This is a genomic window from Mycobacterium sp. Aquia_213 (assembly GCF_026625985.1).
Lineage (GTDB): Bacteria > Actinomycetota > Actinomycetes > Mycobacteriales > Mycobacteriaceae > Mycobacterium.
The window spans coordinates 1515920-1541233 of record NZ_CP113116.1; the positions used below are offsets into that span (position 1 = coordinate 1515920).

Below are 25314 nucleotides of genomic sequence, written 5' to 3' on the forward strand. Positions count from 1 at the left end.
ACGCGATGTCCTACGTCGCCGGGGCGGCTCAGCTTGGTCTGGTCACGCTAGGTGCGCCGGTAGTAGTCGGTATGACGCGACAGGTGCGGGCCCGCTGGGAGGGACGAGCGGGTGGCGGCGTGCTGCAGCCGTGGCGGGATCTGCTCAAACAACTTGGTAAGCAACAGATCACGCCGACAGGAACGACGGTCGTGTTCACCGCTGCGCCCCTGATCCTGGCCGGGACTACCCTTTTGATCGCGGCGATCGTACCGATCGTCGCGACCGGGTCGCCCCTGGATTCCAGCGGGGACTTGTTCGCCGTGGTCGGCTTGCTATTCCTGGGAACCGTTGCGCTCGCCCTGGCCGGCATCGACACCGGCACCTCGTTCGGCGGTATGGGCGCAAGCCGCGAGATCACTATCGCGGCCCTGGTAGAGCCGACGATCCTCTTGGCGGTGTTCGCACTTTCCATTCCGGCCGGATCGACCAATCTTGGTGCGCTGGTGACGAATACGATCGCAAACCCTGGCCATGTCATGTCCTTGACCGCTGTGCTCGCCCTCGTCGCGCTCGTCATCGTCATCGTCGCCGAGACCGGGCGGCTACCGGTCGACAATCCGGCGACGCACCTGGAACTGACAATGGTGCACGAAGCGATGGTCCTCGAATATGCCGGCCCCCGGTTGGCGCTCGTCGAATGGGCGTCGGGGATGCGCCTCACGGTTCTCTTGGCGCTGTTGGCAAACCTGTTCCTGCCGTGGGGGATTGCCGGTGCTGCGCCCACCGCGCCCGCAGTGTTGATCGGTGTGGCGGCGGTAGTCGCCAAGGTTACGGTTCTCGCGACGCTGCTCGCGACATTCGAGGTGTTCATCGCCAAACTTCGATTGTTCCGGGTTCCCGAACTGTTGGCTGGTTCGCTTCTGTTGGCCCTGCTCGCGGTCACCGCCGCCAACTTCTTCACGATCCGCACGTGAGGGCCCAGCAATGACCGACGCCAACTTCTCGATCTTGGTCGACTTCGCCGCGGGTGGGCTCATGCTGACCGCGGTATTGATTGTCTGGCGCCGCGAACTGCCCGCGATCGTGCATCTGCTGGCCTGGCAGGGGCTGGCACTGACAGCGATCCCGGCGTTGCGCGGTATCCATGACCGAGATCTCGCACTGATCGGAGTGGCTGTTGCCGTACTGGTGCTACGCGCGGTGGTGTTGCCGTGGCTGCTGGCCCGCGTTGTCCGTGCCGAAGTCGCCTCGCGACGCGAGGCCACCCCGCTGGTGAACACGACCAGTTCGCTGTTGATTGCCGGCGGGTTGACCGTCGCCGCCTTCGGGGTCACCCAACCGGTGGTCGACCTGGCACCGGGCCCCAGTACCAATGCCGTACCTGCCGCGTTCGCGGTAGTGCTGATTGCACTGTTCGTGTTGACCACCCGCCGGCATGCGATCTCACAAGCCGCGGGATTCCTGATGCTAGACAACGGGATTGCTGCGACCGCGTTCCTGCTCACCGCCGGAGTTCCGTTGATCGTCGAACTCGGCGCCTCATTGGACGTGCTCTTGGCCGTGATCGTGATCGGCGTGCTGACCGGCCGGCTGCGACAAGCCTTCGGCGACGCCGATCTGGACAAGCTGCAGGATTTGCACGACTGATGACCGTGTTGCTGCTCACCGCGATCCTCGCGCCACTCGCTGCATCAATCGCCGGCATGGTCGCCGGGTGGCGGCGCGTGACCGCGGCGCTGACAGTCCTGTCGGCCGTCACCATTCTGGGGTGTGCCGCGGCGTTGGGCTTTCGGGTCGGGTCCGGTACCCAGCTCGCGCTGGGTGGGCTGCTCCGGGCCGACGCGCTCACGGTGACCATGCTCATCGTCATCGGGATAGTCGGCACGCTGGCTACCTTGGCGAGCATTTCTTACATCGACGTCGAGCTCGCGCATGCTCACATCGATGAGCGTGGTGCCCGCCTCTACGGCATATTGACGCCGGCATTTTTGGCGGCGATGGCTCTCGCGGTGTGCGCCAACAACATTGGCCTGGTATGGGTGGCGATCGAGGCCACCACCGTGATCACCGCTTTCCTGGTGGGGCATCGCCGCACCCGCACCGCGCTCGAAGCGACCTGGAAGTATGTGGTGATCTGCTCGGTCGGTATCGCCGTCGCATTCCTGGGCACCGTGCTGCTGTACTTCGCCGCGCGCTATGCCGGTGCACCCGCCGCTGACGCGCTGAATCTCGATGTGCTTGCCGCGCACGCTCACGGCCTGAATCCCGCTGTCGCGCGGCTGGCCGGCGGGCTGCTGCTGATCGGTTACGGCGCCAAGGCCGGGCTCTTTCCGTTCCACACTTGGCTGGCGGACGCACACAGCCAAGCTCCCGCCCCGGTGTCGGCGCTGATGAGCGGGGTGCTGCTGTCGGTGGCGTTCTCGGTGCTCATCCGACTGCGGCCGATTGTCGACGCTGCTGCCGGACCCACCTTCCTACGCGGCGGGCTGCTGGTGGTCGGGTTGATGACACTGCTGGTCGCGGCGCTGATGCTGACCGTCACCGGCGACATCAAAAGGATGCTGGCGTATTCGTCGATGGAGAACATGGGCCTGATCGCGATCGCGGCGGCCGCCGGCACCACGTTGGCGATCTCCGCGCTGCTGCTGCATGTGCTCGCACATGGAATCGCCAAGACGGTGCTGTTCCTGGCGGGCGGCCACTTGCAGGCCGCGCACAACTCCACCGCGATCGCCGATATCACCGGTGTCATGCACCGGTCACGGCTCATCGGTCTGTCGTTTGCCGCCGGCCTGATCGTGCTGCTGGGCCTGCCGCCTTTCGCGATGTTCGCCAGCGAGCTGGCGATCGCGCGCTCGCTGGCCAACGCGCGGCTGGCCTGGGTACTCGGCGCGGCGATGCTGCTGATCGCGATCGCCTTCGCCGCTCTGGCCCGCAATTCGGGGCGTGTACTGCTCGGTGTGCCCGCAGTGGGCGCGCCATCGCTTGCCGTGCCGGCCACAGCCGCAACGGTGCTGACCCTTGGTGTCGCCGTCTCCGCGACCCTGGGTGTCACGGCCGGCCCACTCACCCACCTGTTCACCGTCGCCGCCAGCAGCAACGTGGGAGCCTCACGGTGAACCGAAGCTGGTTGCGGCACAGGGTTTCCCAGCACGGACTCACCGAAATGGCCGAACAACTCCTGGACGATTCGTTTCGGCTGGCGTTGGTCGCCGCGCACGACGATGGCGACACTCTGCGGCTGGTCTACCTGTTTCTGGCCGGCTGCCCGGACCGCCGTGTCGAGCTCGAATGTGTTGTACCCGTGGATAATCCGACTGTCCGGTCGCTGTCCTATGTATCGTTTCCGGCGAGTCGGTTCGAGCGTGAGATGGCGGACCTGTACGGGATCCGGCCCGCCGGCCATCCCAAGCCGCGCCGCCTGGTCCGCCACGCGCACTGGCCCGACTGGCATCCGATGCGCACCGATGCGGGGCCCGCGCCCGAATTCGCCGACGCCGGCGCGTTCCCTTTCCTCAACGTCGAAGGACCAGGGGTTTACGAGATCCCGGTCGGTCCCGTTCACGCCGGCCTGATCGAACCCGGCCATTTTCGCTTCTCTGTTGCGGGCGAGACCGTCGTGCGGTTGAAGGCCCGGCTGTGGTTTGTGCACCGCGGCATCGAGAAGCTGTTCCACGGCCGTGCCGCCGCCGAGGGGGTCGAGCTCGCTGAACGTATCAGCGGCGATACGTCGGCCGCTCACGCCCTGGCCCACAGCCTGGCCGTCGAAGACGCTCTCGGCATCGAGCTGCCCGACGAGGTGCATCGGTTGCGCGCCCTGATCGTCGAACTCGAGCGGCTTTATAACCACGCCGCCGATCTCGGCGCCTTGGCCAACGACATCGGCTACGGCATCGCCAATACGCACGCCCAACGCATCCGCGAAAGACTGTTGCGGCTCAACGCCAACGTCACCGGCCACCGGCTGCTGCGCGGCGCCATCCGCCCGGGTGGCATTGCACTGCAAGGCCTTCCCGACACCGAGGAACTTCTACTGCTCGCCGCTGACGTGGCCGAGGTCGCCTCGCTGACATTGGCTAACGCGGTCGCTTACGACCGCTTCGCCGGTACCGCCATCCTCCGCTCCGAGGACGCCTCGGCCCTGGGCTGTCTGGGGTACGTCGCCCGTGCCAGCGGCCTGCGCACCGACGCCCGGGTAGAGCACCCAACCGTCGAGCTGCCCATTGTGGAAATCGGCGCGGCAGATGGCGACGTTCTCGCCCGCTACACCGTACGGCGAGACGAGTTCGCGGCGTCCGCCGTCCTCGCCCAACACATCGTCGAGTCACACAGCGGCCCAATCGAATACATCGCCAGAGCCGACGCAACGACGACGCCGAGCAGCGGTGTCGGCATCGTCGAAGGTTGGCGCGGCACCATCGTGCATCGCGTCGAAGTCGACACGACCAACCGCATCACCCGCGCCAAAATCGTTGACCCGTCCTGGTTCAACTGGCCGGCTTTGCCTGTGGCGATGGCCGAGACGATCGTCCCGGACTTCCCGCTGGCTAACAAAAGCTTTAACCAGTCGTACGCGGGAAACGACCTGTAGCAGAGGCACCTCAAGATGCCTTGTGGCCTGCCGTCGAGGGATTAAGAACCGCAGAGCGAAACTAGACGCTGCGCCAACCGAAAGCGATACACTCCGGCACCGATCCTGTAGCAAATTCCATGCCGCGATGCTCAGAGGAGACGTGCAATGACGGTTACCGATGACTACTTGGCCAACAACGCCGGATACGCAAGCACGTTCAACGGCCCACTGCCCTTGCCGCCGAGCAAACACGTCGCCGTTGTCGCGTGTATGGATGCCCGGCTCGACGTCTACCGCATTCTGGGACTGAACGAGGGCGAAGCCCACGTCATTCGCAACGCCGGCGGGGTCATCACCGACGACGCGATTCGATCACTGGCCATCAGCCAGCGGCTGCTGGGCACTCAGGAGATCATCCTGATTCACCACACCGACTGCGGGATGCTCACCTTCACCGACGACGAGTTCAAGCGCGCCATCCAAGAAGAGGCGGGCGTGAAGCCACCATGGGCGGCCGAGGCCTTCCCGGACCTCGCCGAGGACGTGCGGCAGTCGTTGCGCCGCATCGAAAACAGCCCGTTCGTCACCAAGCACGTGTCGCTGCGCGGCTTCGTCTTCGATGTCGCCAGCGGCAAGCTTGAGGAGATAACCCTCTAGCGCCGACGCCGGTCAGCCGACTTTGTAAGTAGCGAGGGCCTTGGCGATCAGCGTGCCCTTCGGGTCGATGATCTCGGCCTCGCAGTTGGTCAGCGACCGACCCCGGCGCAGTACCCGGCCCACCCCGATCACGTCGGTGGCCCGGGCCGGCGCCATGAAGTCCACTGTCATCGACACCGTGACGCCGCGCAGGTCGGGCGGTGCCTCGGCGCCGCACCATGCCGCCGCCATCACGGTGAGATCGGCGAGCGTGGCGATCGCGCCGCCGTGCACCATGTCGCCGAGGGTGACGTTGGAGGGATCCCACGGCAGCCGTAGTCGTACTTCGTCATCGCCGAGCTGATCGGCGACGATTCCCAGCTTGACGACGAACGGCGATTGGGGCAGAAATTGCGCGATCACGTCGCGCCCGCTGGGGGGAGCGGAGGGGGTGGTCATACGTCCATGCTTTCGCATCGATCGGCCGCGGCGGAAGGGCCGGCGTCGCGACCTGGCGCGATGTGTCCGGTGTTCGGCCCGCGCGCCACCCGGCCCAACGCCCATTGACACGACCGGGGCGGACTGGTTCTATAAACGTCAATGACCGTAAACATGGTCAGTTCTACCAAGTTTATCCGGATAAACGGTTTGGACAAGGAAGCAATGACCAGTGGTGTGACGGCGGCCCCCGCGGCCGGCCAGTACGAACTGAGCCATCTGCGCTCGTTGGAGGCGGAGGCCATCCACATCATCCGGGAGGTCGCCGCGGAGTTCGAGCGGCCGGTGCTGCTGTTCTCCGGCGGCAAGGACTCCATCGTGATGCTCTACCTGGCGCTCAAGGCGTTCCGCCCCGGACGGCTGCCGTTCCCGGTCATGCATGTCGACACCGGCCACAACTTCGACGAGGTGATCTCGACGCGCGACGAACTCGTCAAGGAGTTCGGGGTGCGCCTGGTGGTGGCGTCGGTGCAAGAAGACATTGATGCCGGCCGGGTCGTCGAGACCATCCCGTCGCGCAACCCGATTCAGACCGTGACGCTGCTGCGCGCCATCCGGGAGAACAAATTCGACGCCGCGTTCGGCGGGGCGCGACGCGACGAGGAGAAGGCTCGCGCCAAGGAGCGGGTGTTCAGCTTCCGCGACGAATTCGGCCAATGGGACCCCAAGGCCCAGCGGCCCGAGCTGTGGAACATCTACAACGGCCGGCACCACAAGGGCGAGCACATCCGGGTCTTCCCGCTGTCGAACTGGACCGAGTTCGACATCTGGTCCTACATCGGCGCCGAAAAGATCAAGTTGCCGCCGATCTATTACGCCCACCGGCGACAGGTTTTCGAGCGCGACGGGATGCTGCTGGCGGTGCACCGTCACCTGCAGCCGCGCGCCGACGAGCCGGTGGTGGAGAAGACGGTGCGGTTCCGCACCGTCGGTGACGTCACCTGCACCGGCTGCGTCGAATCGGAGGCCGGCACGGTGTCGGAGGTCATCGCCGAGACCGCGGTGTCCCGGCTGACCGAGCGCGGGGCCACCCGGGCCGACGACCGCATCTCAGAGGCTGGAATGGAAGACCGGAAACGGCAGGGTTACTTCTGATGGCTGCACCAACAACGTTGCTCCGCATCGCAACTGCCGGCTCGGTCGACGACGGCAAGTCCACCCTGATCGGGCGGCTGCTGTACGACTCCAAGGCCGTGATGGAAGACCAGTGGGCCGCCGTCGAAAAGACGTCCAAGGAACGCGGCCACGACTACACCGATCTCGCGCTGGTCACCGACGGCCTGCGCGCAGAGCGTGAACAAGGCATCACGATCGACGTCGCTTACCGCTACTTCGCCACTCCCAGGCGGAAATTCATCATCGCCGACACCCCGGGTCACATTCAGTACACCCGCAATATGGTGACCGGCGCGTCGACCGCCCAGCTGGTGATCGTGCTCGTCGATGCCCGCCAGGGCCTGCTCGAGCAGTCCCGTCGGCACGCCTTCCTGGCGTCGCTGCTGGGCATCCAGCACATTGTGCTGGCGGTCAACAAGATGGATCTGATCGACTGGGACAGGGCGAAGTTCGAGGCGATCAAGGATGAGTTCCACGCCTTCGCGGCACGTCTGGACGTGCAGGACGTGGCGACCATCCCGATTTCCGCGCTGCTCGGCGACAACGTGGTGACCAAATCGGACAAGACGCCCTGGTATGAGGGCCCGGCGATGCTTTCGCACCTCGAGGAGGTGTACATCGCCGGTGACCGCAACCTGGTCGACGTGCGGTTCCCGGTGCAGTATGTGATCCGGCCGCAGACCCACGAGCATCGCGACCACCGCAGCTACGCCGGAACGGTGGCCAGCGGAGTGATGCGCCCGGGCGACGAGGTAGTGGTGCTGCCGATCGGCAAGACGAGCCGGATCGCCGCGATCGAAGGCCCGAATGGTCCTGTGGAAGAGGCGTTTCCGCCGATGGCCGTCTCGGTGAGCCTGGCCGACGATATCGACATTTCGCGTGGCGACATGATCGCCCGCACCAATAACCAGCCCAGAGTGGCGCGGGAATTCGACGCGACCGTGTGCTGGATGGCCGATGGTACGGCGCTCGAGCCGGGCCGCGATTACGTCATCAAGCACACCACCCGAACCACCCGTGCTCGGGTCACTGCGCTGGATTACCGCCTCGATGTGAATACCCTGCATCGCGACAAGAGCGCTACGGCGTTGAAGCTCAACGAACTTGGCCGCGTTACGCTGCGCACGCAGGTGCCCCTGCTGCTCGACGAGTACACCCGCAACGCCAGCACCGGTTCGTTCATTCTCATCGACCCGAACACCAACGGCACGGTCGCGGCGGGCATGGTGTTGCGCGACGTCGCGGCGCAGAAGGCCAGCCCGAACACGGTGCGACACGAGTCGCTGGTCACCGCCGAAGACCGGGCAGCGCGAGGGCGGACGGTGTGGCTCACCGGCCTGTCGGGTGCGGGTAAATCGTCGGTGGCGATGCTGGTCGAGCAGAAGCTGCTCGAAAAGGGAACGCCCGCTTATGTTCTCGACGGCGACAACCTGCGGCACGGGCTGAATGCCGACCTGGGCTTTTCGATGGCCGACCGTGCGGAGAACCTACGCCGGCTGGCTCATGTCGCGACGCTGCTCGCCGATTCCGGCCAGACCGTGCTGGTGCCCGCGATCAGTCCGCTGGCCGAACACCGCGAGATGGCTCGTAAAGTGCACGGCGACGCTGGATTTGAGTTCTTCGAAGTGTTCTGCGATACGCCGCTCTCGGAATGTGAGGCGCGTGATCCCAAGGGGCTGTATGCCAAAGCCCGCGCAGGCGAAATCACACATTTCACCGGGGTCGACAGTCCATATCAGCGGCCGAAGAATCCGGATCTGCGGCTGATCCCGGACCGCTCGCTCGAGGAAATGGCACAGCGCGTCATCGAGATGCTGGAGTTGGGCGCCTAGCCCGCAGACCCACGCGTTCGCATCGTCACCGCGCCGGGGGTGGCACAATCCTCAACGTGCGGATGTCGGCGAAGGCTGAGTACGCGGTGCGGGCGATGATTCAGCTCGCCACCGCGGACAGCGGCGCGCTGGTCAAGACCGACGACTTGGCCCAGGCGCAGGGCATACCGCCGCAGTTTCTGGTCGACATACTGACCAATCTGCGCACCGATCGCTTGGTGCGCAGCCACCGCGGTCGCGACGGGGGCTATGAGCTGGCCCGGCCGGGCAGCGAGATCAGCATTGCCGACGTGCTGCGTTGCATCGACGGGCCGCTGGCCAGCGTCCGTGACATCGGGCTCGGTGACCTGCCGTACTCGGGACCGACGGCGCCGCTGGCCGACGTCTGGCGTGCGCTGCGCGCCAGCATGCGGTCGGTCCTGGAGGAGACGACCTTGGCCGACGTGGCGTCCGGCACCCTGCCCAAGCACGTCGCGAAGCTCGCCGACGACTATCGGGGTCAGGAGAGCCGCAGGCACGGCGCGCCGCGCGCCGACTAGCTCCCCGAGCCGTAGGGCCGAGTCAGGATCTCCAGGGCGTGGCCGGAGGGATCCAGGAAGTAGACGCCGCGCCCACCGTCGTTGTGGTTGATCTCGCCGGGCCGGCTTTGGCGCGGATCGGCCCAATGCTGCAGGCCGCGCGATTGGATCTTGCCGTAGATCGTGTCGAACTCCGGCTCGGAAACGAGGAACGCATAGTGCTGCCGCCTGATTTCCTCGCCCTCGGGGACGTCGGCGAAATCGAGGCTCGCACCGTGCTCGAGCGCGACGACCATGAAGTGGCCGAATGGCTGGGGGCTGGGCAGGTCGAAGAGCTCGGCGAGAAATTCCGCGGACTCGCGTTTGTCGCGTGCGGCGACGATGGTGTGGTTGAAACTGATGGACATAGTTCCTTCCAGTGAACCACTGGCGCCGCGAGCCGACAACGCGCGAAATGTTACTTGGGCGCGGTCAGCTCCAAGGCGATGTTGTCGGGGTCTCGGAATTCCAGAATGTAGGACGGCCCAATGTCTTTGACCGGCTCGTGCTCGACCCCAACTTCATCGAGATGTGCTGCGGCGGTGTCTAATTCGTCCTTACTGCCAAGTCGGAACGCGATGTGGTCAAGACCGCAGCGGTCTTCGTGAAAGCGGTCCGAGGCGACCGGCCGCAGCCCGAGCAGCGTGCCGCCGAGGTCGTAGACGACGCCGCCGTACAAGAAGGAGAACTGGTTGCGGGTTGCCTCGTCCGCATTCTCGGGAACTTCCAGCAACACCGGCCAGTCGAACACGCTCTCGTAGAACTGCCGCGATCGCTCGATATCGGTGACCGTCAGGCGGACATGTGCGATGGACGTACTAGCTAAGGGCACTCACCCCATGCTGCCACTTGAGGGACCACATGTTGAGGGCATGCCAGAATCGCCGTCGTGCGGATAGCAATGACGATGCCGGTGATGGAACCGGATTTAGATGCCACGGTGCTCGAGACCTGGGCGCGCGCGATCGACGAGGGCCCCTTCTCGTCGCTGTGCTGGGGCGAGCGCATCGCGTTCGAAAACCCGGACAATCTCACGCTGCTCGGCGCGCTCGCCGCCTGGACGAAACGGGTGCGGCTGATGACGACGGTGATCGTGCCGCAGCTGCACGATCCGGTGATGCTGGCGAAAGGGCTGGCGACCGGCGACATGCTGTCCGGCGGGCGGTTGACCGTCGGCGTCGGCGTGGGCGGCAGGCACGAGGACTACCACGCGGTCGGCGCCGACGCGGCGACGCAGACCATGCGCGACATGGCCGAGCGGGTCGCGGTGATGAAGCGGGTATGGGCCGGCGAAAAGATCACCGAGTCGGTGCTGCCGGTCGGGCCTGCGCCGGTTCAGCCCGGTGGTCCGCCGCTGTTCGTCGGCAGTATCGGGCCGAAGACCGTCCGCAGCGCGGCAGCCTGGGCCGACGGGCTGGCCGGCACCACCCTGGACCTGGATGTCGACAAGCAAAATGAACTCTTCGACGTCGCGCGGCAAGCGTGGGCCCAGGCCGGCAAGCCCAAGCCCCATCTGGTGACGTCGTTCTGGTTCGCCTTCGGCACGCCCGAGCAGTCGCGCGCCCAGGTGCATCGGCACCTGCGCCGCTATATGAACTGGATACCGGCGGAGTACGTCGACGCGATGGCCCCGATGACCGGCTGGGCCGGCAGCGAAGACGAGCTGGCCGCGGTGCTGCGCAAGTTCGAAGAGGTCGGCACCGACGAGGTTCAGCTGATTCCGACCAGTTCGAACCTCGACCAGGTGCGCCGCGCCGCCGACGTGGCCGGGCGGCTTTAGGCCGGCAGCCGCTCGCGGCCGACTTCGGGTTGCGGGGGTTGCCCCTTTTGCAGAGTCGCCACCAGTTCGCGGTAGGGGCCCACGACGTAGACGGTGTCGCCGCCACGCAGCCGGGCGTCGCGCCGCGGGTGCAGCTGGACCGCAGCGTCCTCCCGGGTGATCGCGATGACGCGGGTCTGCGTGGACAGTTCGAACATCCGCAGCCCGTCGAGCTCGCTGCCCGCCGCCACATGCATGCCGCCGACCATGAAGTAGCGCTGCCCGACCGAAAACGTCCCGAGCACCTGCAGGCCCATCGCGGCGCCGACGAACCACGGCGCGGCCAACGCGACGGTCGAACGAACGGTGTCGAAACCGAACCGCTCGGCCACGGCGCCGCCCAGCGCATGGTCGTAGATGCGCAGCACGATCGGTACGTCGGGCCGGACGACGTGCGGCATCACTCGCGGGCCCAGCATCTCGCGCAGCACGATCCCGGTCTCGATGTTGGTCATGTCATCGTGAGTCAGCACCGCGATCGCGCGGGCGTGGTCCACGCGGGCCGCTTCCAGAGTCTGGCGCAGCGTCGCGTCCCCGAAGATCACGGGAATGTCGAATTCGGCCGCGGTCGACAAATAGCGGTTGTTCTCATCGATTTCGATCACCGCGACGTCGTATCCGGCGGCGCTCAGATCGGCGGCGACGCGGCTGCCGAACGAGCCCAGCCCGACGACGACGATGTGATTGCGCAGTTGGCTCGCCCGCCGGCGGCCGGACGTATACGCGAAGCGGCGCGAGATCAACAGGTCGGCGATGAACGCGACAAGGACGGCGGTGGTCATCAAGCCGCCGAACATCAATCCGATGCTGAACAGTCGCAGCCAGGTGGGTTGCGCGAGGAAGCTGAAGTCGCCGTAGCCCACCGTCGCGATCGTCTCGGTGCTGAAGTACAGCGCGTCGACCCAGTTCATCTTCGCGTGCGGCTGATAGCTGTAGCGCAGCAACACCGTCGAGCCGATCAAGACGGTCAGCACCGCCGCTACGGCACGCATGAACATCGGGTTGACGTCGTTGCGCAGGCTGCGCACGACGTCAATGGCCCGCCGCAGCCGGCGCTGCGGGATGCGTGTCGTGTTGGGCCGCGGGGCTTTGATGCCCCGCCCCGCCAGCTCTTCGACGGTGCCGATCATCGCGGTCCAGTCGCCGGCGTGGACCTTCAGGTCGCGGCCCGGACAAGTCTCGAGCAACCCGGGTGCGGGCGAGTTCTTGCCGTGGATCACCGCGACCGGCGCCAGGTCGGCGTAGATCTCGCGCAGCGTGGCGTCATAGGGCGCCTGCGCGCCCGAGACGAGGAACTTGATGCCGGCCGCCTCGAACGGGTGCGCCGTGTGCGCCAGGCACGCCTCGACGACCGACGGTGCCGCCAGCTCGGCGACGTCGAGGATCGCGCCTGGGCCGTTGTCGACGGCGACCGCACCGCGCAGCACATCATTGGCCAGCCGGGCAACCACTCGCACGTGCGGGTTGGCTTTCCTTGCCAGTAAGGCTATTTCGAGATTTACCGCGTCGTCATCCCCGGCGCAGACCACGGCGGCCGCCCGCACGATCCCGGCCTCGACGAGGTCGTCCTTGGTGTCAGCGACAGTGTCATCGACGAGCTTGACGACGGTGGCGCCGGCGGTTTCCAGCTCCTCGGCGATCGTCGTCGCCAGCGCGTCGTCACCGCTGACGATGATGTGGCCGTGCATGTTCACCCCGCCTCCCAGGACGTCACATTTCTATGACTATCGGCTACTGCGCCGATTTGTGCCAGCGCAACGTCGGGGAGCGCGACGGCTCGTCCCGGGCGCGCCCGTATTTTCTTCGGCTGTAACGGCTTTGCGCTAGAGGACACGAACGTCGGAAGGCGACCAGAACGCCCGCATCGACGTGATCTTCCCGTCGTCGTCGAACGTCATCACCGAGATGGGCGAGATCCGGGTACGGGTGTCGCCGGCATCGAGCGTCAGGTGCCAGAAGAACGCCGCCTCATTGCCGCCGACGCGAATTTCGGCGAGTTCGGTTTCTTTCTTGGCATCTTGGAATGCCGCATAGAACTCACGGACCGCATCCCGGCCGCGCCGCACATCGGTTCCGGCTGGATCCTCGATGGTGGCGTCGGCGGAGTAGAGGTTCACCACTTCTTCGGTGGCGCCGTTGGCGACGTGCGTGAGATAGCTGTTGACGGCTTGGGTGATGGCTTCTTGGGAAGGCATGGCTTCGGACGCTACCCGTTCGCCATCGCGGTCGCGACGGGTTGGTCGCATTCATACTGAGCTGCGTGCCTTTCATCGAACGACTCGCGTCGCGCGAGATCTACCGGAACCCGTGGCTGATCTTCCGGGAAGACGACATCCGTCGCCCGGATGGCAGCCCCGGCATCTACGCCGTGGTGGACAAGCCGACCTACGCGCTGGTGATGCCCTACGACGGGGACCGATTCCGGCTGGTCGAACAGTTCCGTTATCCGGTGGGCGCGCGCCGCTGGGAGTTTCCGCAGGGCACCGCACCCGACCTGGCCGACACCGAGCCCGCCGAGCTGGCCGCGCGCGAGCTGCGCGAGGAAACCGGTTTGAGCGCGACGTCATTCGAGGCACTTGGTCTGCTCGACGTCGCCCCCGGTATGACCAGTCAGCGTGGCTGGGTGTTCCTGGCCACCGGTATCTCCGAGGGGCAAGCGGCCCGCGAGCACGAGGAGCAGGACATGCGCAGCGCGTGGTTCGCGCGCGACGACGTCGAGCAGATGATCCGCTCGGGAGTGATCGCCGACTCGCAGTCCATTGCGGCGTACGGTCTGTTCCTGCTGCATGGGCGATGAGTTTTGCGGGCGGCTTCGGTCAACACTGCTATGACGATCAAAGCGCGCAATCTCGACGGCTACGGAGCGCCGACGATTGAGTGGGCCCGGGTGAAGACGGTACTGGACGGCCAGCTGACGCAGGCGCCGGGCACTGGTGGTCCGCAACGACATACGGCGTGGCTCACCACAATCAATCCCGACGGCAGCCCGCACGTGCGGCCGGTGGGGGTGGTTGTGCACAACGGCAGCTGGTATTTCACGTCCGGATCCGCGACCCGGAAGTCTCGCAACCTGGCCCGCGATCACAGATGTGTGGTCAGCGTCGCTACCGATCAGTTCGACCTTGCCCTCGAAGGCACCGCCGATCGGATCGGCGATGGCGACGAATTAGCCTCCGTCGCAGCGGCTTTTGTCCGTTCTGGATGGCCCGCCCAGGTTGCCGGCGACGCGCTCACGGCCGAGTACAGTGCGCCGTCGGCGGGCCCGCCGCCCTGGCATGTCTATCGCGCGCGGCCGTCGGCCGTGTTCGCGATGGGCACATCGGAACCGTTCGGCGCCACGAAGTTTCAGCTGGACTGAGGCATCACCGCGCGATCGTGTCCGGGCCGATACCGCATCGCGTCATCGAGTGCGCACCATTGGCACGGTGTGTTTGCGTTCGAGGTTCGGCGTGGCGGTGGCGCTCGGCATCGTGACGATCCTTGCTGCACCGGCGATTTCGACGCACGCCGCAACCCCGGTGTGGAATGGAAAGTACTCGCTGGTGAGATATGCGGTGAACAAGACCGGCACCAGCGTGGCGGCCGGTCAAGCCGAACCCACGTTCAGCGCTTACTACGTCTTCGTGACGTCGTGCTCGTCAGGCCAGTGTGTCGCGACCGCCACCAACGGGCCGGTCCCGAAGAACCCGACGCTGCCCCAGCCATCGCACTACGTCTGGGACGGAACTCGGTGGGTGGAGCACTTCGACTTTCAGTGGGATTGCTATATGGGCGAAGGGATTACGAAAGTCTGGGCGCCCGCGAAGTCGTGGGCGTTCTACGCACCGCAACCGGACGGGTCGCTGCGTGGTACCTGGCACACCGACATCTCCAGCGGCCCATGCCGTGGAACGGTGGAGATGCCCGTGGCGGCGTTTGCTACCGGATGACTCCGGCGGCGCCGGCTAGTTAGGGGCAGTAGTTGGATTCCGCGGCGCTGACGACACCCGTCGCGTCACTGAGGCTGATCCCCGGGTTTTGCTTCTGCACCACCTGGGCCAGCTGGTCTGGGGTATCGCCGTTGGCGCGGTCGGCGCAAATCAAGTGCCCGAGCTGGATCAGGGCGACGCTGTCCCCGGTGAGGCCGATCTTCTTGATCTGCGCGAGGTACCCGTCGTCGTCGGCGACCGCGACCCCGGTGCCCACGGTCAACGAGGCGGCAACAATAGCGGGGACGCTCAACAAGTAAAGTTTGCGAGGAGAGATCACGGTCGGCTCCTTGTCTTGGCGGGGCGGTACAACGGCATCATTATGCGGCGCACGAAGCGCGAGTGCGCGGCGAATTGACGAACCGGGCGCGAAAGCAGCAAACGGTCACGCTGCGCCGTAAAATGCGTTCTTTTCCAATACTCACGAAATAGTGACCGGTGGCAACCATGTCTTTTTCGGAGTTTCTCCCGAGTGTCGCTATCGGACGACGGGTGCTGATGGTTAGGTTCCGGTGGTGACGTCCCTGGTGAAAATGTTCCGCGACACCGTCGCGGTTCGGATGACAGTTGTCGTGGTGCTCGGAGTTGTCGTCGCCATCATGGTGGGAAATGCCTTGGGTGGGCGCTACGCGCTCGTCGGTTGGATCACCGCCGCCGGCGTGTATGTGGCGTGGACGCAGCTCATCCTGCGCGGGATGGATGCCGAGCAAACCCGGATATGGGCGACGCGTGAGGACCCGACCCGGTGGCTGGCCGACGCGGTCATCCTGACCGCAAGCATCGCGAGCCTGGGTGGGGTCGGGTACGTGGTGGCCGCCGGGTCGCGCTCCGGCGGCGAGGCGATCCACGCCGCCATCGTCGGCATTCTGAGCGTGGCGGCGTCCTGGTTCGCCGTGCACACGCTCTACACCGTGCACTACGCGCGGCTGTATTACTCCGACGATCCGGGCGGGATCGATTTCCATGACCCGGAGCCGCCGCGCTTTCGGGACTTCGCGTATGTCGCGTTCACCGTCGGCATGACCTACCAGGTGTCAGACACCGAGATCAATCTGACGTCCATCAGGGCGACGGTGTTACGACACGCGATGGTGTCCTACCTGTTGGGTGCGGTGGTGCTCGCCGTCACGATCAATTTGATCGCGGGGCTGAGCTCCAAGGTGTGACGGGTCCGAGCGCGGTCACACCAGCACCAAAAAGGTTGGACTAGTTGAACTTTGAAACGCGATATCGCATTCGCTATCGCGTTTCGATGTCGGTAGTCGCTAGCCGATTTTTGTGAGCGTAAAGGTGTCGTGCGGGTCGGTGAGGCCGCAAGGCGCGGTGCTGTCCAGGAAGATCGCCACCCCGGTGAGCGTCAGCGGGTCCCACGATTGGTGAACAGTCACCGGGTGCAGGCTGTTGTCGTTGGCGCAGATCGCGGCTTCCGGGATGGTGCGCGTCACGGTGTATTGGCCGTCGAGCAGCGGGGCGTTGAACCCCATGCCCGGACCGGTCGTCACGTGGGCGACGCAGACCTGCTTGCACGTGGTGTTGATGGTCCAGACTCCGGTGTCGCCGTCTTCGTCCGCGTAGTTATAGACACCGTTCATTTTCGTGTCGTCGCCCGTGGCCAGTGGCTCGGCCGAGGCTAGGGATGCTGGCAAGGTTGCCGCGCCAGCAAAGAATGCAGTCGCCGCGATAAATGTGCTGATCCTCATCTTTTCCGCCCTCATATCGTGGTTTTACCGCCGCGCGGGCCACCAGAGGTGAACGTATCAGCAAACTAATAAGGAGTATCCCGCCGCTCTTAAACGCATATCGAATTGAAAGACAAAATGGGCGGTAGAGCCGAAAAGTTCTATGAAATCGACATGCGTTCGAGCTTGGCCGGCCTGTCGCAGCAAGCCGCAGCGCTCAGCAGTGCGGCGCCCAGCACCTCTGGTTGGGGCAATAGGTCCGATGCGCGATGCCGACCATGGAAGCGACGTCTCCGACCGCGATGCCTCGCGGATCCAAGTTCGCATGAACGTCCTGGGCGATCTGGTCTGGCAGCCAGCCCCAGCCGAGGTCGTCGCAGATAAGCTGCGCCATCCCGATCAAGGCGCCTTCGTGTCCGGGCGGCCAGGTGAGGCCCGCGGCGCGCAGCTGGGCAAGGTAGCCGTCACTGACCGGATCGGCAGTCGCAATCGGAGCGCTGGTCACGAGGGCAGCAGCAACCAGTGCGGGGACGGTCAATCGGGCCAGCCAGCGAGGGGAGCGCATGACTCAGTGTGCGGCGGCAAAGCGACAGAAATATGAAGAACTGACGAATCCCACGGACGCCGGCCGCATCGGACGGGTACGCCGTGGCTCAGGCGCGGCCGAAAAGTCCGGCGGCCGCACGGATCTGCCGGCGCGCCGCAACGCGATCGGTCTCGGGAAATATGTAGTGGCTCAACGCGGTCCGCGCGATGGCGCCGGCCAGGTCTCGCGGATCCGCCCCCGCGGCGAGCGCGCCCTCGTGGGCACAGTGCTGCAAAACCGTCACCAGCCCTTCGACGAGCATGGGTAGCGCCGCGGCCATCTGGTCGTAGGCGAAGCCCGGCTCGAGGTCGAGCAGCTGCCCCGGCGGCTGAGCCTCGAGGAAGGTCGCGACGACGTCGACCGCGGCCTCCAGCCGTGCGGCGCCGACGACTCCGGAAGTCGCGTTCTCCATCGCCGCGTAGAAGCGACGGCGTTCACGCTTTCCCATCGCGTCGATCAGGTCTTCTTTGGAGACGAAGTATCGGTAGATGGTGGGGCGCGATACCCCGGCCAGGCTTGCCACGTCCGACAGCGACAACTTGCGGGCGCCGGTCCGGAATACCAGCCGCTGGGCCGCGTCCAGGATCCGATCGGCCAGATCTCCATGATCTGAGCGGCGCGATTCGGCGGTCGACACCGTGGCAGCCCCTACAGCTTGCCGAGTTTGCGTAGCCATGAGATCAACAGTCGTAGACCGTCGTCGAAGGACATCGGCGCATACCCCAATCGCCGCGCGGTCAGGTTGTTGTTGCTTCTGGGCTTGCGATCGCTTTTCGCCGCGGCCTTTGCGATGGCCATCAAGGTGGGCCCGAATTCGGCAGTCAACGCCTCGGGGTCGGTGCGGTAGTCGAGATCCTCGACACGGTGGTCGATTTCGGCGACCTCGCAAGCGCGGTTGATGCCGCCGGCCGTACTGAAGGTGTCTTCGGGCCGGCCGACCAACAGGTAGCGCTCACCCGCCACGCCCTTGTCCAACGCGGCGATCGAGCCCTTCGCGACGTCCGCTCCGGCGACCCAGGTCACCGGAAAGGCCAAGTAGCGCTTGATCTTTCCGCGCATGCCTGCCAACAGCACGCGGTTGAAACTGGTGCGGTGCAATGCGCGTTCTACGACCAGGCCAGGACCGTAGATGGCGCCCGGGTGGCAGGTGAGCACGTCGTCGCCCGCGGCCGCGCGGTGGTGCGCCTCCAGAAACGCGGCGAGCTTGGTGACGGTGTAGGGGTCGTTGGGTGGGTTCCCAAGAACGGGCGCCTCTTCGAAGTCGACGCCGGCGTTCAGATTCAGGAAGGTGGCGGTGCTCAGGGCGACGACCCGGCGCATGCCGTGCGCTTTCCCGGCATCCAGGACGTTGGTCGTGCCGACCAGGTTGACGGCCTTGAAGTCTTCGAGGTCCTGACTCGCGCCGCCGAGCAGGGCCGCACAGTGAATAGCGGCCTCGGCGCCCTTGGCCGCGCGAAGCACGTCGTCGGCGTCGCTGATGTCGCCCTTGACCAATTCGACGCCGATTTCGGCCAGCGCCGTGGCGGCGTCGGGATCACGAACCAGGGCGCGAACCTGGTCACCACGCTCAATCAACTGCTCGCAGACGTTGCCGCCGGTCTGACCGGTCGCGCCGGTGACGAAGATCGTGCTGCCCATCTCGGGCCTCCCTGCGCTTGCTTGACGTTACATATCGAACATATTTAGTGAGGACTGTAAACCTTGAAGTGGGATTGTTCTATATTCGGTGTCATGGCACTCGATCCGTCAAGCGTGCTCCTGACCGACCGCGTCGCGGTCGTCACCGGTGGTGGCGCAGGCATCGGCCGCGGCATCGCGGCGGGGCTGAAGGCATTCGGCGCGCGAGTCGCGATCTGGGAACGAAATCCCGATACCTGCGCGTCCGCCGCCGATGAGATCGGTGCTCTCGGCATTCCGGTCGACGTGCGGGACAGCGCCGCGGTGGACGCCGCGCTGGCGCAGACCTCGGGCGAGCTCGGGCCGGTGACGATCCTGGTCAACAATGCCGGGGGAGTCTTCTGGTCGGGGATCCTCGACACCACCGAGAACGGGTGGGACGCCCTCTACAAGTCGAACCTGCGCCACGTCTACCTATGCACGCAGCGGGTGGCCCGCAACCTCGTCGAGCAGAAACTGCCCGGCAGCGTCATCAGCGTGACGTCGATCGAGGGTGTGCGCGCCGCGCCGGGTTATGCGACCTACGCGGCGGCCAAGGCGGGCGTCATCAACTACACCAAGACTGCCGCCCTCGAACTCGCCCCGCACGGCATCCGGGTCAACGCGCTGGCCCCGGACATCACCTGGACCGAAGGCCTCGAGCAGATAGCGCCGCCGGGATCCCGGGATCGGGTCGGCTTCACGGTTCCGATGGGGCGCGCAGGGCACGTCGACGAGATGGCAGGAGCGGCAGTGTTTCTCGCGTCGGACATGTCCAGCTACGTCACCGGCCAAACGATCCACGTCGACGGCGGCACGCACGCCGCCAGCGGTTGGTACCACCACCCGGAGACCGGCGTATACGCGCTCGGGCCGACAACTCAATAGGGCGAGAAAGAAATTCGCTAATTCACATCCGCTGATCGCATCGGCGCTGGTGTCGATAATGGCTGCAATTATTTAGTCGCCGGTGTTCATCGCGACGTGCGCCGACATTCCGCCGTCGATCGAAATCATTTGTCCGGTGATGTAGCGGGACTGCTCGGAAGCCAGAAAAACGACGAGGTCCGCTACGTCTTTTGGTTGCCCGACATAGGGCGTCAACGTGGCGCGGCCCAGGCCGTCGAGAATGTTCTCGGACAGGTGCGCGCGCACCGCGTCGGTGAGAATCAATCCGGGCACGATGGTGTTCGCGCGCACGCCCTGCTTGCCTTCGCTGGTCGCCACGTACATCGTCAAGGCGTGCACCCCGGCCTTCGAGACGCCGTAGGCCAGGCGGGTCCGGTCACCCGACAGGGCCGCGCCCGACGACATGTTGATGATCGAACCCCCACCGCCGCTACGCATTTCGGGAACAGCGTATTTGCACATGAGCAGCTGACTTCCGAGGTTTACCTCCATTGACCGGTGCCACACTTCGAGAGGCATCTCGGAGACCGTGGTGTCGCGGGACAAGAAGCCGCTGGCGGTCAATGCGGCGTTGTTGTGCAGGACGTCGACGCGGCCGAGCTCTGCCACCGTGGCAGCCACCACGGATCTCACCACGTCTTCCTCGGCCAGATCGCCACCGAGGGCGATCGCTGCGGCCCCGGTTCGTCGAATCTCGTCGGCGACGTCGTTGGCCTTCGCCTCGTCGATATCAACGACGGCAACCGCCGCGCCTTCGCGGGCCAATTCGTGCGCCGTCGCCGCACCAATACCGCCGGCACCTCCGGTAACTATCGCCACTTTTCCGGCAAGTCTGGACATCGAATTCTCCCACTCGCTTCTTCTCAGTAACGCATAAAAAAGATAGCCTGAATTAATGCCGCGTATTGCACCAATCCCGATGGAAGAGCTCAGCTCGCGCTCCCGCGAAATCGTCGACGCCGGCGTTGCCGCCGGGCTCTATGCGACGCCGGTGCCGTTGCAGATCTTCGCCTATCGCAGCGCGCAGCTCGAACAGGTCAATATGGCGCGGACCCACCTCGGTGCCGGCACTCTGCTCGGCGGCCGGATCCTGGAGTTGTTGCGTATCCGCAGCGCTCAACTCGGCGAATGCGAGCCCTGTAGCCAGTCGCGTAAGCATGACTCGATCACCGACGACGACGTCGCGTGCCTGCTCGCGCCGGGCCACGGCACGCTGACGCCGCAGGAGCAGATGGCCGTCGAGTTCATCGACCTGCTCTCGGCCGACCACCACGCCATGGACGACGAGTTCTACAAGCGGCTGGGCGAGCATTTCACCGCTGCACAGATCATCGAGCTCGGTTTCACCTGCGCGGGCGTGATGGGATTGCACCGGTTCATCCACACCCTCAACGTGTACGGCGACTCGGCGCCCGTCATCGAATACGACCGGGATCAGATCGACGGCGCTAAGCCGGTGTGAGCGTCTCGAGGCGCCCCTCGGCGCGCTGATACCGCGGGGCCTTCGACAACAGGAACACATAGAGCAGATCGAGAACCAGAATCTCGACGTAGATCACCAGCCAGACAACGTTTCCCGGTGAGTAGAGGTACTGGGAGATGGCAGCCGTCACGGTGCCCAGCAGCTTGCCCCAGGCTATCCACATGCTCTGGCCGCGCCGGTCACCGCGACGCATGAGCATGCTCAGGAACAGTGCCGACATGATCAGGTTGTCGACGTAAGCCGTGTAGACCGAACCGTTTTCGCGCCCGAACACCGACACTATGGCGACCATCATCGGGGTCACCATCACAAAAGCAAATACGAACATGGGCCAAAAGTAAGACTGGGGAAGGTTTTTCGGGTAGTCAGAGCGCCAGTACTTCAGGAAGACCGCGAGGATGGCGATATCGGCGGCGAACCAGATCGCGTTGATGACCTCCTGCATTATCCCGCCGACCGATGGGTAGACGAACGTGAACAGGAACTCCCAGGTGATGTTCATTGCCAACGCGAGAAAGGGCATCGCGTAGCTGCGGTCGAGCAGACCCTGCCGTATCACGCACGCGTAGGTGAGGATCCAGAAGATCCCGCTGGCAAGCCCGAACATGTCGATCAGGGACACAGGAGACCTCATTCCGCCGCGGCTAGATACAGACTAGTAGTCTATATCTTGTGGCGCGGTCGAACGGACGACACAGTTCCGAACATCGGAGCGTCGGCCGATGACGAGACGAACCCAGGCCGATCGCCGTGCCGCGACCCGCACGGCCATCGTGACGGCCGCCCGCGAATTGTTCACCGAGCACGGCTATCACGGGTGCAGCATCGACGCGATTCTGGATCGCGCGGGATCCAGCAAAGGGGCCTTCTACCACCACTTCTCGGACAAGGCGGCGGTGCTCGAGGCGCTGCTCACCGACTTCGAGGAGGAGGGCGTTCGCCGAGCCAGAGAATGGAGTGCCGGGGTATCGTCCCCGCTGGAGATCATGCGGGTGTCGGCGCGCAACCTGTTGGATTGGTGCACGGATCCCTACATTCGGCAGGTCGTGCTGACCGACGCGCTGTCGGTGCTCGGCTTCACCCGGTGGCATCAGATTGACGACCGCTACACGCTCGACGTCCTGGATCACCTGCTGCAACGCGGTGTCGCCGCCAAACAGGTGCGACCGATGCCCTCGACGCGGATGACCGCCCGGCTGATCATCGCCGCAATAAACGAGGCGGCACTGTTCGTCGCAAACGCGGTCGACGTCGACGCCGCCCGCGCGGAGGCACTTGCGTCCATCGACTTCATGATCACGTCGATCGCGGCCCCGGGCCCGGCCGGTCGGCGCGTCAATCGCAAGTCATCCATACTGTCGCAGTGAGCGTCCTTCTGGCCTTGTGCGCTGACCTCCCTCAGCAATCTTGGCAGGCCGGTGAACTCATCATCGAAGCAGACGAGATGGTGTCACACATCTACGTGCTGTCGTCAGGCTCGGTGACGGCCGAGCGCGACGGTGTGCCCTTCGCCCGTATCGACACGCCCGGCGCGGTCTTCGGTGAGATGTCAGTGGTGCTCCGGCAACCCGCGAGCGCGACCGTCCGGGCGAGCTCCGAGACGCGCTGCTACGTCATCGACGATCCCGAATCCTTTCTCACCGAACAACCCGGGGCCGCCCTCGCAATACTGAGCATGACCGCCTCGCGGCTGGACGCCATCACCCGCTACCTCGTCGACGTCAAACAGCAGCTGGCAGATGAAGGCGGGCATGTGAGCATGCTCGGACAGATCGTCGACACGTTGGTGCATCATCACGGATCGGTGCGGCCCGGCTCGGTCCGCGACCCCGAGTGCTGATGATCGTCCTCATCTGAGGCCGATCGATTCGTCGCGGTCCACCCCGAACCAATCGGCGGTGCCGGTATCGGTGTCGAACATGATGTGTGGCGGCACCTTGCCCTGCTGCTTGCCGGCATTGAAGATCAGGGTCTGGCCGAGGCGATCGTGCCAGGATCCACCATCGACCCAGGGCGCCTGGTGAATATGGCCGCTCAAGACCATGTCGGGTTGGTATTGGACAATCCACGCCGCAAGATCCTCGTCGGCGAAGATCCGCCGACCGTCGTTACATAGGACCGTGCCGGCAGGCGGCGCGTGATACAGCCAGACCCAGCGCTCAGGTCGCTCGATGGCAGCTTCGGCCAATTGCAGCCCGACCGCCTCCCTGGTCACGTCGCCGTCCCACCAAGGGCACATGGTGAAGCGGTACCCGTCAATGTCGACACTCTGCCCGTCGGAAAAGATTCGGCCGGGCCGCGATCGGCGCAACCATGAGGCGATTTGTTCGCCGTGCTCGCCCGGCCCGTCCAGATCGTGATTTCCGGAGACAACGAGAACGACAGCGATGTCTGCAAGCCGATCCAGATAACGTTCGAGCACGACGATCTGCACCTCGAGCGGCACGGGACTGCCCACGTCGGCGAGATCGCCGATGAGCGCCACGATGTCGGCTGAAGGCGCCCGCGAAACGAGCCAGTCGTAGTGACCGAGTCGGTAGTGCAAATCAGACGCGGCAAGAATCCGCACGGCGTCAGGCTACGCGTCTGGCTGCAACGCCCGGGTTATCGGGTGGCTGAAGTTGAGCCGGCCGAGCTATCGCTGCCCGTAATGGCATTGCAGCACAGAGGATTACAGATTTCCGGATTCCGCTCGACTCGCGCTTCGGGCACGGAGGAGGATGGTTCACATCGTTGGATCATCATGGAGCACCAGCAAATCCATTGGTTAACGACCAGGGGCCAAAGGATGACCAGCACGAACATGGTGAAAATCGAGAGGGAATGGATTGGAAATGGGCTTATCACCGATGGTCAGGTCTCGTTCGCTCGTCGTAATTATCGCCCTGGTCGCAGGCACCGCCGTCGCAGCGTGCAGTCGAGGCCACGAAGTGCCCGCGGCCGACTACGCGGTCTACGCCGAGTACGCACTGTCGAACAAGCCGATCCTCGCCGGCTGGAACGCGCGTGTCTTCAACAAAAAGGAAGTTCAGGAGGGCGGGAACATCGGCCTCGACGATCGGACCGGCGTTGTGACGCTGCGGGCTGGTCTATATCACGTCACGGCTATGTCGCTGATCAACTCCTACGACGTGGCGAACCCGACCATCATCCCGATGTCGTTGACGCCACCGGCCGGCTACGCGCGCCTGCGATACCTCGAGGATGCCCTGAGCCCGGACGTCGTCCCCACGGTCGACGTGATCAACGCCAGCAACGCCAAGGCGCTCTCTGTCGGCACCGGAAGCGACGCCAACGCGCTGCCGAGCTTCATGGACACGTACGTGCGAGTGAAGGACAAGGCCAACCTCGTTGTCGAGCACCAGGTTGGCGCTGAGGTGAAGGGTCTCTATCTGCAGGTCAATGCGAACGGCTCGGTCTGGCACGTCAACGCGCGAATCTCGATCCAACGAATAGATGCAGGTTAGATGGACCCATGAGGCTCTCAACAGGCGCGGCCGCCATGGCCATTGCCGCGGCACTCGCTCTGCCGGCAGCGACGAACACGACAGCGGCAGCCGTGCCATGGTGTGGGGCCGATTCGCTGAAACTCGGTACCAGTCCGCCCATTTCGCCCGGCCAGCAGGTCTATCTGCACTTCTACGTGATTTTGACGAATGTCTCCCAGCAGACCTGCACCCTGCGGGGCTATCCCGGGGTGGACCTCGTTGGCCCTGACGACCCGACGTTAGGCCCGACCTACAGCCTGCCGAGGGAGAGCGGCGATGTGCAGCCGGTCGTCCTCGCGCCGGGAGCATCCGCCGCCAGCCTGCTGGCCTTCCTCCCGAAGATCGGCCCGAACGGCCCGGAGCCGGCCTGGCCGCCGACCACGATCGTGGTGACTCCGCCGGACTCGACGGCACAACTGCAGACCCCGTGGATTCCCGGCGGCTTCACCGTGCTGCGACAGGGCGACGGGACACACCCAGGGGGCCATATCGGGCCGCTGCAGCCGTACGCGTAAGTCCCGCGGCGCTACTC

General features: G+C 65.1%; 32 protein-coding genes. 19 read left to right on the top strand and 13 right to left on the bottom strand.

The genetic code is table 11. From position 1 onward, the window contains the following. Positions 1-5: 5 nt before the first annotated feature. From LMQ14_RS07230 to LMQ14_RS07250, 5 genes are all read left to right on the top strand, one after another. The gene (locus LMQ14_RS07230; RefSeq protein ID WP_267734092.1) at positions 6-956 is read left to right on the top strand and encodes a respiratory chain complex I subunit 1 family protein; all 951 of its coding nucleotides are present in this window, start codon (positions 6-8) and stop codon (positions 954-956) included. A 10-nt stretch (positions 957-966) separates the two neighbouring features. Next, positions 967-1629: a hypothetical protein gene (locus tag LMQ14_RS07235; protein ID WP_267734093.1), complete on the top strand. Its 663-nt coding sequence runs from the start codon at positions 967-969 to the stop codon at positions 1627-1629. After that, positions 1629-3101, top strand: coding sequence for a proton-conducting transporter membrane subunit (locus LMQ14_RS07240; RefSeq protein ID WP_267734094.1), 1473 nt, complete (start codon positions 1629-1631; stop codon positions 3099-3101). Before LMQ14_RS07235 ends, LMQ14_RS07240 begins: the two co-directional genes overlap by 1 nt. A 47-nt stretch (positions 3102-3148) precedes the next feature. Then, positions 3149-4573, top strand: a complete 1425-nt coding sequence (locus LMQ14_RS07245; RefSeq protein WP_267735398.1) for an NADH-quinone oxidoreductase subunit C — start codon at positions 3149-3151, stop codon at positions 4571-4573. A 147-nt stretch (positions 4574-4720) separates the two neighbouring features. Continuing rightward, on the top strand, positions 4721-5212 hold the full coding sequence (locus tag LMQ14_RS07250; protein ID WP_267734095.1) for a beta-class carbonic anhydrase: 492 nt from the start codon (positions 4721-4723) through the stop codon (positions 5210-5212). A gap of 12 nt (positions 5213-5224) precedes the next feature. Here LMQ14_RS07250 and LMQ14_RS07255 read toward each other — a convergent pair whose 3' ends face one another. Continuing rightward, positions 5225-5614, bottom strand: coding sequence for a PaaI family thioesterase (locus tag LMQ14_RS07255; protein ID WP_267735399.1), 390 nt, complete (start codon positions 5612-5614; stop codon positions 5225-5227). Between the two features lie 189 nt (positions 5615-5803). Between LMQ14_RS07255 and cysD the strand changes: the two genes are divergently transcribed. From cysD to LMQ14_RS07270, 3 genes are read left to right on the top strand one after another with little or no spacing between them, the layout of a single operon-like run. Continuing rightward, complete coding sequence (gene cysD / locus LMQ14_RS07260) at positions 5804-6784, top strand: sulfate adenylyltransferase subunit CysD (protein WP_267734096.1); 981 nt, start codon at positions 5804-5806, stop codon at positions 6782-6784. Next, positions 6784-8637: an adenylyl-sulfate kinase gene (gene cysC, locus LMQ14_RS07265; RefSeq protein ID WP_267734097.1), complete on the top strand. Its 1854-nt coding sequence runs from the start codon at positions 6784-6786 to the stop codon at positions 8635-8637. Before cysD ends, cysC begins: the two co-directional genes overlap by 1 nt. Before the next feature lie 56 nt (positions 8638-8693). After that, entirely contained in the window at positions 8694-9176 is a 483-nt protein-coding gene (locus tag LMQ14_RS07270; RefSeq protein WP_267734098.1) for an Rrf2 family transcriptional regulator, read from the top strand. On the opposite strand, the gene LMQ14_RS07275 is transcribed toward LMQ14_RS07270, so the two are convergent. Together LMQ14_RS07275 and LMQ14_RS07280 are read right to left on the bottom strand one after the other, a co-directional pair. Further along, a complete protein-coding gene (locus LMQ14_RS07275) occupies positions 9173-9562 on the bottom strand; it encodes a VOC family protein (protein WP_267734099.1) in 390 nt (129 codons plus the stop codon). The two genes, LMQ14_RS07270 and LMQ14_RS07275, sit on opposite strands and share 4 nt — an antisense overlap. Before the next feature lie 50 nt (positions 9563-9612). After that, the gene (locus LMQ14_RS07280) at positions 9613-10026 is read right to left on the bottom strand and encodes a VOC family protein (RefSeq protein WP_267734100.1); all 414 of its coding nucleotides are present in this window, start codon (positions 10024-10026) and stop codon (positions 9613-9615) included. Positions 10027-10095: 69 nt separating this feature from the next. Between LMQ14_RS07280 and LMQ14_RS07285 the strand changes: the two genes are divergently transcribed. Then, positions 10096-10974 (top strand): LLM class flavin-dependent oxidoreductase, encoded by an 879-nt coding sequence (locus tag LMQ14_RS07285; protein ID WP_267735400.1) that lies wholly within the window; start codon positions 10096-10098, stop codon positions 10972-10974. Here the strand turns inward: LMQ14_RS07285 and LMQ14_RS07290 are convergent. After that, positions 10971-12701 carry an NAD-binding protein gene (locus tag LMQ14_RS07290; RefSeq protein ID WP_267735401.1) on the bottom strand — a complete coding sequence of 577 codons (1731 nt, stop codon included), beginning with the start codon at positions 12699-12701 and terminating at the stop codon, positions 10971-10973. The genes LMQ14_RS07285 and LMQ14_RS07290 overlap by 4 nt on opposite strands. 135 nt (positions 12702-12836) lie before the next feature. Then, positions 12837-13208, bottom strand: a complete 372-nt coding sequence (locus LMQ14_RS07295) for a nuclear transport factor 2 family protein (protein ID WP_267734101.1) — start codon at positions 13206-13208, stop codon at positions 12837-12839. A gap of 65 nt (positions 13209-13273) precedes the next feature. On the opposite strand from LMQ14_RS07295, the gene LMQ14_RS07300 reads away from it, so the two are divergent. The 3 genes from LMQ14_RS07300 (at position 13274) to LMQ14_RS07310 (ending at position 14942) form a co-directional block, all read left to right on the top strand. Beyond that, positions 13274-13810, top strand: a complete 537-nt coding sequence (locus LMQ14_RS07300) for an NUDIX domain-containing protein (RefSeq protein WP_267734102.1) — start codon at positions 13274-13276, stop codon at positions 13808-13810. 30 nt (positions 13811-13840) lie between these two features. Continuing rightward, positions 13841-14371: a pyridoxamine 5'-phosphate oxidase family protein gene (locus LMQ14_RS07305; protein ID WP_267734103.1), complete on the top strand. Its 531-nt coding sequence runs from the start codon at positions 13841-13843 to the stop codon at positions 14369-14371. 109 nt (positions 14372-14480) lie between these two features. Further along, complete coding sequence (locus LMQ14_RS07310) at positions 14481-14942, top strand: hypothetical protein (protein ID WP_267735402.1); 462 nt, start codon at positions 14481-14483, stop codon at positions 14940-14942. 19 nt (positions 14943-14961) lie between these two features. Here the strand turns inward: LMQ14_RS07310 and LMQ14_RS07315 are convergent, their stop codons facing one another. Further along, a complete protein-coding gene (locus tag LMQ14_RS07315; RefSeq protein WP_267734104.1) occupies positions 14962-15234 on the bottom strand; it encodes a DUF732 domain-containing protein in 273 nt (90 codons plus the stop codon). Between the two features lie 280 nt (positions 15235-15514). Here LMQ14_RS07315 and LMQ14_RS07320 point away from each other — a divergent pair, with 280 nt between their 5' ends. Next, on the top strand, positions 15515-16147 hold the full coding sequence (locus tag LMQ14_RS07320; protein ID WP_267735403.1) for a DUF1345 domain-containing protein: 633 nt from the start codon (positions 15515-15517) through the stop codon (positions 16145-16147). 99 nt (positions 16148-16246) lie between these two features. On the opposite strand, the gene LMQ14_RS07325 is transcribed toward LMQ14_RS07320, so the two are convergent. The 4 genes from LMQ14_RS07325 to LMQ14_RS07340 all read right to left on the bottom strand — a co-directional run bounded on the left by LMQ14_RS07325 (position 16247) and on the right by LMQ14_RS07340 (position 18884). Continuing rightward, positions 16247-16681 (bottom strand): hypothetical protein, encoded by a 435-nt coding sequence (locus tag LMQ14_RS07325; protein WP_267734105.1) that lies wholly within the window; start codon positions 16679-16681, stop codon positions 16247-16249. Between the two features lie 196 nt (positions 16682-16877). Further along, on the bottom strand, positions 16878-17225 hold the full coding sequence (locus tag LMQ14_RS07330) for a DUF732 domain-containing protein (RefSeq protein ID WP_420714623.1): 348 nt from the start codon (positions 17223-17225) through the stop codon (positions 16878-16880). A gap of 88 nt (positions 17226-17313) precedes the next feature. Next, positions 17314-17883, bottom strand: a complete 570-nt coding sequence (locus tag LMQ14_RS07335) for a TetR/AcrR family transcriptional regulator (RefSeq protein WP_267734106.1) — start codon at positions 17881-17883, stop codon at positions 17314-17316. An 11-nt stretch (positions 17884-17894) separates the two neighbouring features. After that, positions 17895-18884: an NAD-dependent epimerase/dehydratase family protein gene (locus tag LMQ14_RS07340; RefSeq protein WP_267734107.1), complete on the bottom strand. Its 990-nt coding sequence runs from the start codon at positions 18882-18884 to the stop codon at positions 17895-17897. A 93-nt stretch (positions 18885-18977) separates the two neighbouring features. On the opposite strand from LMQ14_RS07340, the gene LMQ14_RS07345 reads away from it, so the two are divergent. Continuing rightward, positions 18978-19790 carry an SDR family NAD(P)-dependent oxidoreductase gene (locus LMQ14_RS07345; RefSeq protein WP_267734108.1) on the top strand — a complete coding sequence of 271 codons (813 nt, stop codon included), beginning with the start codon at positions 18978-18980 and terminating at the stop codon, positions 19788-19790. 72 nt (positions 19791-19862) lie between these two features. Here LMQ14_RS07345 and LMQ14_RS07350 read toward each other — a convergent pair whose 3' ends face one another. After that, positions 19863-20651, bottom strand: a complete 789-nt coding sequence (locus LMQ14_RS07350) for an SDR family NAD(P)-dependent oxidoreductase (RefSeq protein ID WP_267734109.1) — start codon at positions 20649-20651, stop codon at positions 19863-19865. A 55-nt stretch (positions 20652-20706) separates the two neighbouring features. Here LMQ14_RS07350 and LMQ14_RS07355 point away from each other — a divergent pair, with 55 nt between their 5' ends. Further along, positions 20707-21273 carry a carboxymuconolactone decarboxylase family protein gene (locus LMQ14_RS07355; protein WP_267734110.1) on the top strand — a complete coding sequence of 189 codons (567 nt, stop codon included), beginning with the start codon at positions 20707-20709 and terminating at the stop codon, positions 21271-21273. Here the strand turns inward: LMQ14_RS07355 and LMQ14_RS07360 are convergent. Then, positions 21260-21916, bottom strand: a complete 657-nt coding sequence (locus LMQ14_RS07360; RefSeq protein WP_267734111.1) for a hypothetical protein — start codon at positions 21914-21916, stop codon at positions 21260-21262. The genes LMQ14_RS07355 and LMQ14_RS07360 overlap by 14 nt on opposite strands. 100 nt (positions 21917-22016) lie before the next feature. Here LMQ14_RS07360 and LMQ14_RS07365 point away from each other — a divergent pair, with 100 nt between their 5' ends. Further along, positions 22017-22661, top strand: a complete 645-nt coding sequence (locus LMQ14_RS07365; RefSeq protein ID WP_267734112.1) for a TetR/AcrR family transcriptional regulator — start codon at positions 22017-22019, stop codon at positions 22659-22661. Then, positions 22658-23134: a Crp/Fnr family transcriptional regulator gene (locus LMQ14_RS07370; protein ID WP_267734113.1), complete on the top strand. Its 477-nt coding sequence runs from the start codon at positions 22658-22660 to the stop codon at positions 23132-23134. Before LMQ14_RS07365 ends, LMQ14_RS07370 begins: the two co-directional genes overlap by 4 nt. 9 nt (positions 23135-23143) lie before the next feature. On the opposite strand, the gene LMQ14_RS07375 is transcribed toward LMQ14_RS07370, so the two are convergent. Further along, positions 23144-23863: a metallophosphoesterase family protein gene (locus LMQ14_RS07375; protein ID WP_267734114.1), complete on the bottom strand. Its 720-nt coding sequence runs from the start codon at positions 23861-23863 to the stop codon at positions 23144-23146. Between the two features lie 265 nt (positions 23864-24128). Here LMQ14_RS07375 and LMQ14_RS07380 point away from each other — a divergent pair, with 265 nt between their 5' ends. Both LMQ14_RS07380 and LMQ14_RS07385 read left to right on the top strand, forming a co-directional pair. Then, positions 24129-24761: a hypothetical protein gene (locus tag LMQ14_RS07380; RefSeq protein WP_267734115.1), complete on the top strand. Its 633-nt coding sequence runs from the start codon at positions 24129-24131 to the stop codon at positions 24759-24761. Positions 24762-24769: 8 nt separating this feature from the next. Further along, positions 24770-25297 (top strand): DUF4232 domain-containing protein, encoded by a 528-nt coding sequence (locus tag LMQ14_RS07385; RefSeq protein WP_267734116.1) that lies wholly within the window; start codon positions 24770-24772, stop codon positions 25295-25297. The last annotated feature ends 17 nt before the right edge of the window (positions 25298-25314 follow it).

Bases quoted from the DNA above. Each gene is read 5' to 3' on its own strand.
- LMQ14_RS07230 (WP_267734092.1), top strand. From the start codon at position 6: ATGTCCTACGTCGCCGGGGCGGCTCAGCTTGGTCTGGTCACGCTAGGT.
- LMQ14_RS07235 (WP_267734093.1), top strand. From the start codon at position 967: ATGACCGACGCCAACTTCTCGATCTTGGTCGACTTCGCCGCGGGTGGG.
- LMQ14_RS07240 (WP_267734094.1), top strand. From the start codon at position 1,629: ATGACCGTGTTGCTGCTCACCGCGATCCTCGCGCCACTCGCTGCATCA.
- LMQ14_RS07245 (WP_267735398.1), top strand. From the start codon at position 3,149: ATGGCCGAACAACTCCTGGACGATTCGTTTCGGCTGGCGTTGGTCGCC.
- LMQ14_RS07250 (WP_267734095.1), top strand. From the start codon at position 4,721: ATGACGGTTACCGATGACTACTTGGCCAACAACGCCGGATACGCAAGC.
- cysD (WP_267734096.1), top strand. From the start codon at position 5,804: ATGGTCAGTTCTACCAAGTTTATCCGGATAAACGGTTTGGACAAGGAA.
- cysC (WP_267734097.1), top strand. From the start codon at position 6,784: ATGGCTGCACCAACAACGTTGCTCCGCATCGCAACTGCCGGCTCGGTC.
- LMQ14_RS07275 (WP_267734099.1), bottom strand. From the start codon at position 9,562: ATGTCCATCAGTTTCAACCACACCATCGTCGCCGCACGCGACAAACGC.
- LMQ14_RS07285 (WP_267735400.1), top strand. From the start codon at position 10,096: ATGACGATGCCGGTGATGGAACCGGATTTAGATGCCACGGTGCTCGAG.
- LMQ14_RS07290 (WP_267735401.1), bottom strand. From the start codon at position 12,701: ATGCACGGCCACATCATCGTCAGCGGTGACGACGCGCTGGCGACGACG.
- LMQ14_RS07295 (WP_267734101.1), bottom strand. From the start codon at position 13,208: ATGCCTTCCCAAGAAGCCATCACCCAAGCCGTCAACAGCTATCTCACG.
- LMQ14_RS07305 (WP_267734103.1), top strand. From the start codon at position 13,841: ATGACGATCAAAGCGCGCAATCTCGACGGCTACGGAGCGCCGACGATT.
- LMQ14_RS07320 (WP_267735403.1), top strand. From the start codon at position 15,515: ATGTTCCGCGACACCGTCGCGGTTCGGATGACAGTTGTCGTGGTGCTC.
- LMQ14_RS07325 (WP_267734105.1), bottom strand. From the start codon at position 16,681: ATGAGGATCAGCACATTTATCGCGGCGACTGCATTCTTTGCTGGCGCG.
- LMQ14_RS07330 (WP_420714623.1), bottom strand. From the start codon at position 17,225: ATGCGCTCCCCTCGCTGGCTGGCCCGATTGACCGTCCCCGCACTGGTT.
- LMQ14_RS07340 (WP_267734107.1), bottom strand. From the start codon at position 18,884: ATGGGCAGCACGATCTTCGTCACCGGCGCGACCGGTCAGACCGGCGGC.
- LMQ14_RS07345 (WP_267734108.1), top strand. From the start codon at position 18,978: ATGGCACTCGATCCGTCAAGCGTGCTCCTGACCGACCGCGTCGCGGTC.
- LMQ14_RS07350 (WP_267734109.1), bottom strand. From the start codon at position 20,651: ATGTCCAGACTTGCCGGAAAAGTGGCGATAGTTACCGGAGGTGCCGGC.
- LMQ14_RS07355 (WP_267734110.1), top strand. From the start codon at position 20,707: ATGCCGCGTATTGCACCAATCCCGATGGAAGAGCTCAGCTCGCGCTCC.
- LMQ14_RS07365 (WP_267734112.1), top strand. From the start codon at position 22,017: ATGACGAGACGAACCCAGGCCGATCGCCGTGCCGCGACCCGCACGGCC.
- LMQ14_RS07380 (WP_267734115.1), top strand. From the start codon at position 24,129: ATGGGCTTATCACCGATGGTCAGGTCTCGTTCGCTCGTCGTAATTATC.
- LMQ14_RS07385 (WP_267734116.1), top strand. From the start codon at position 24,770: ATGAGGCTCTCAACAGGCGCGGCCGCCATGGCCATTGCCGCGGCACTC.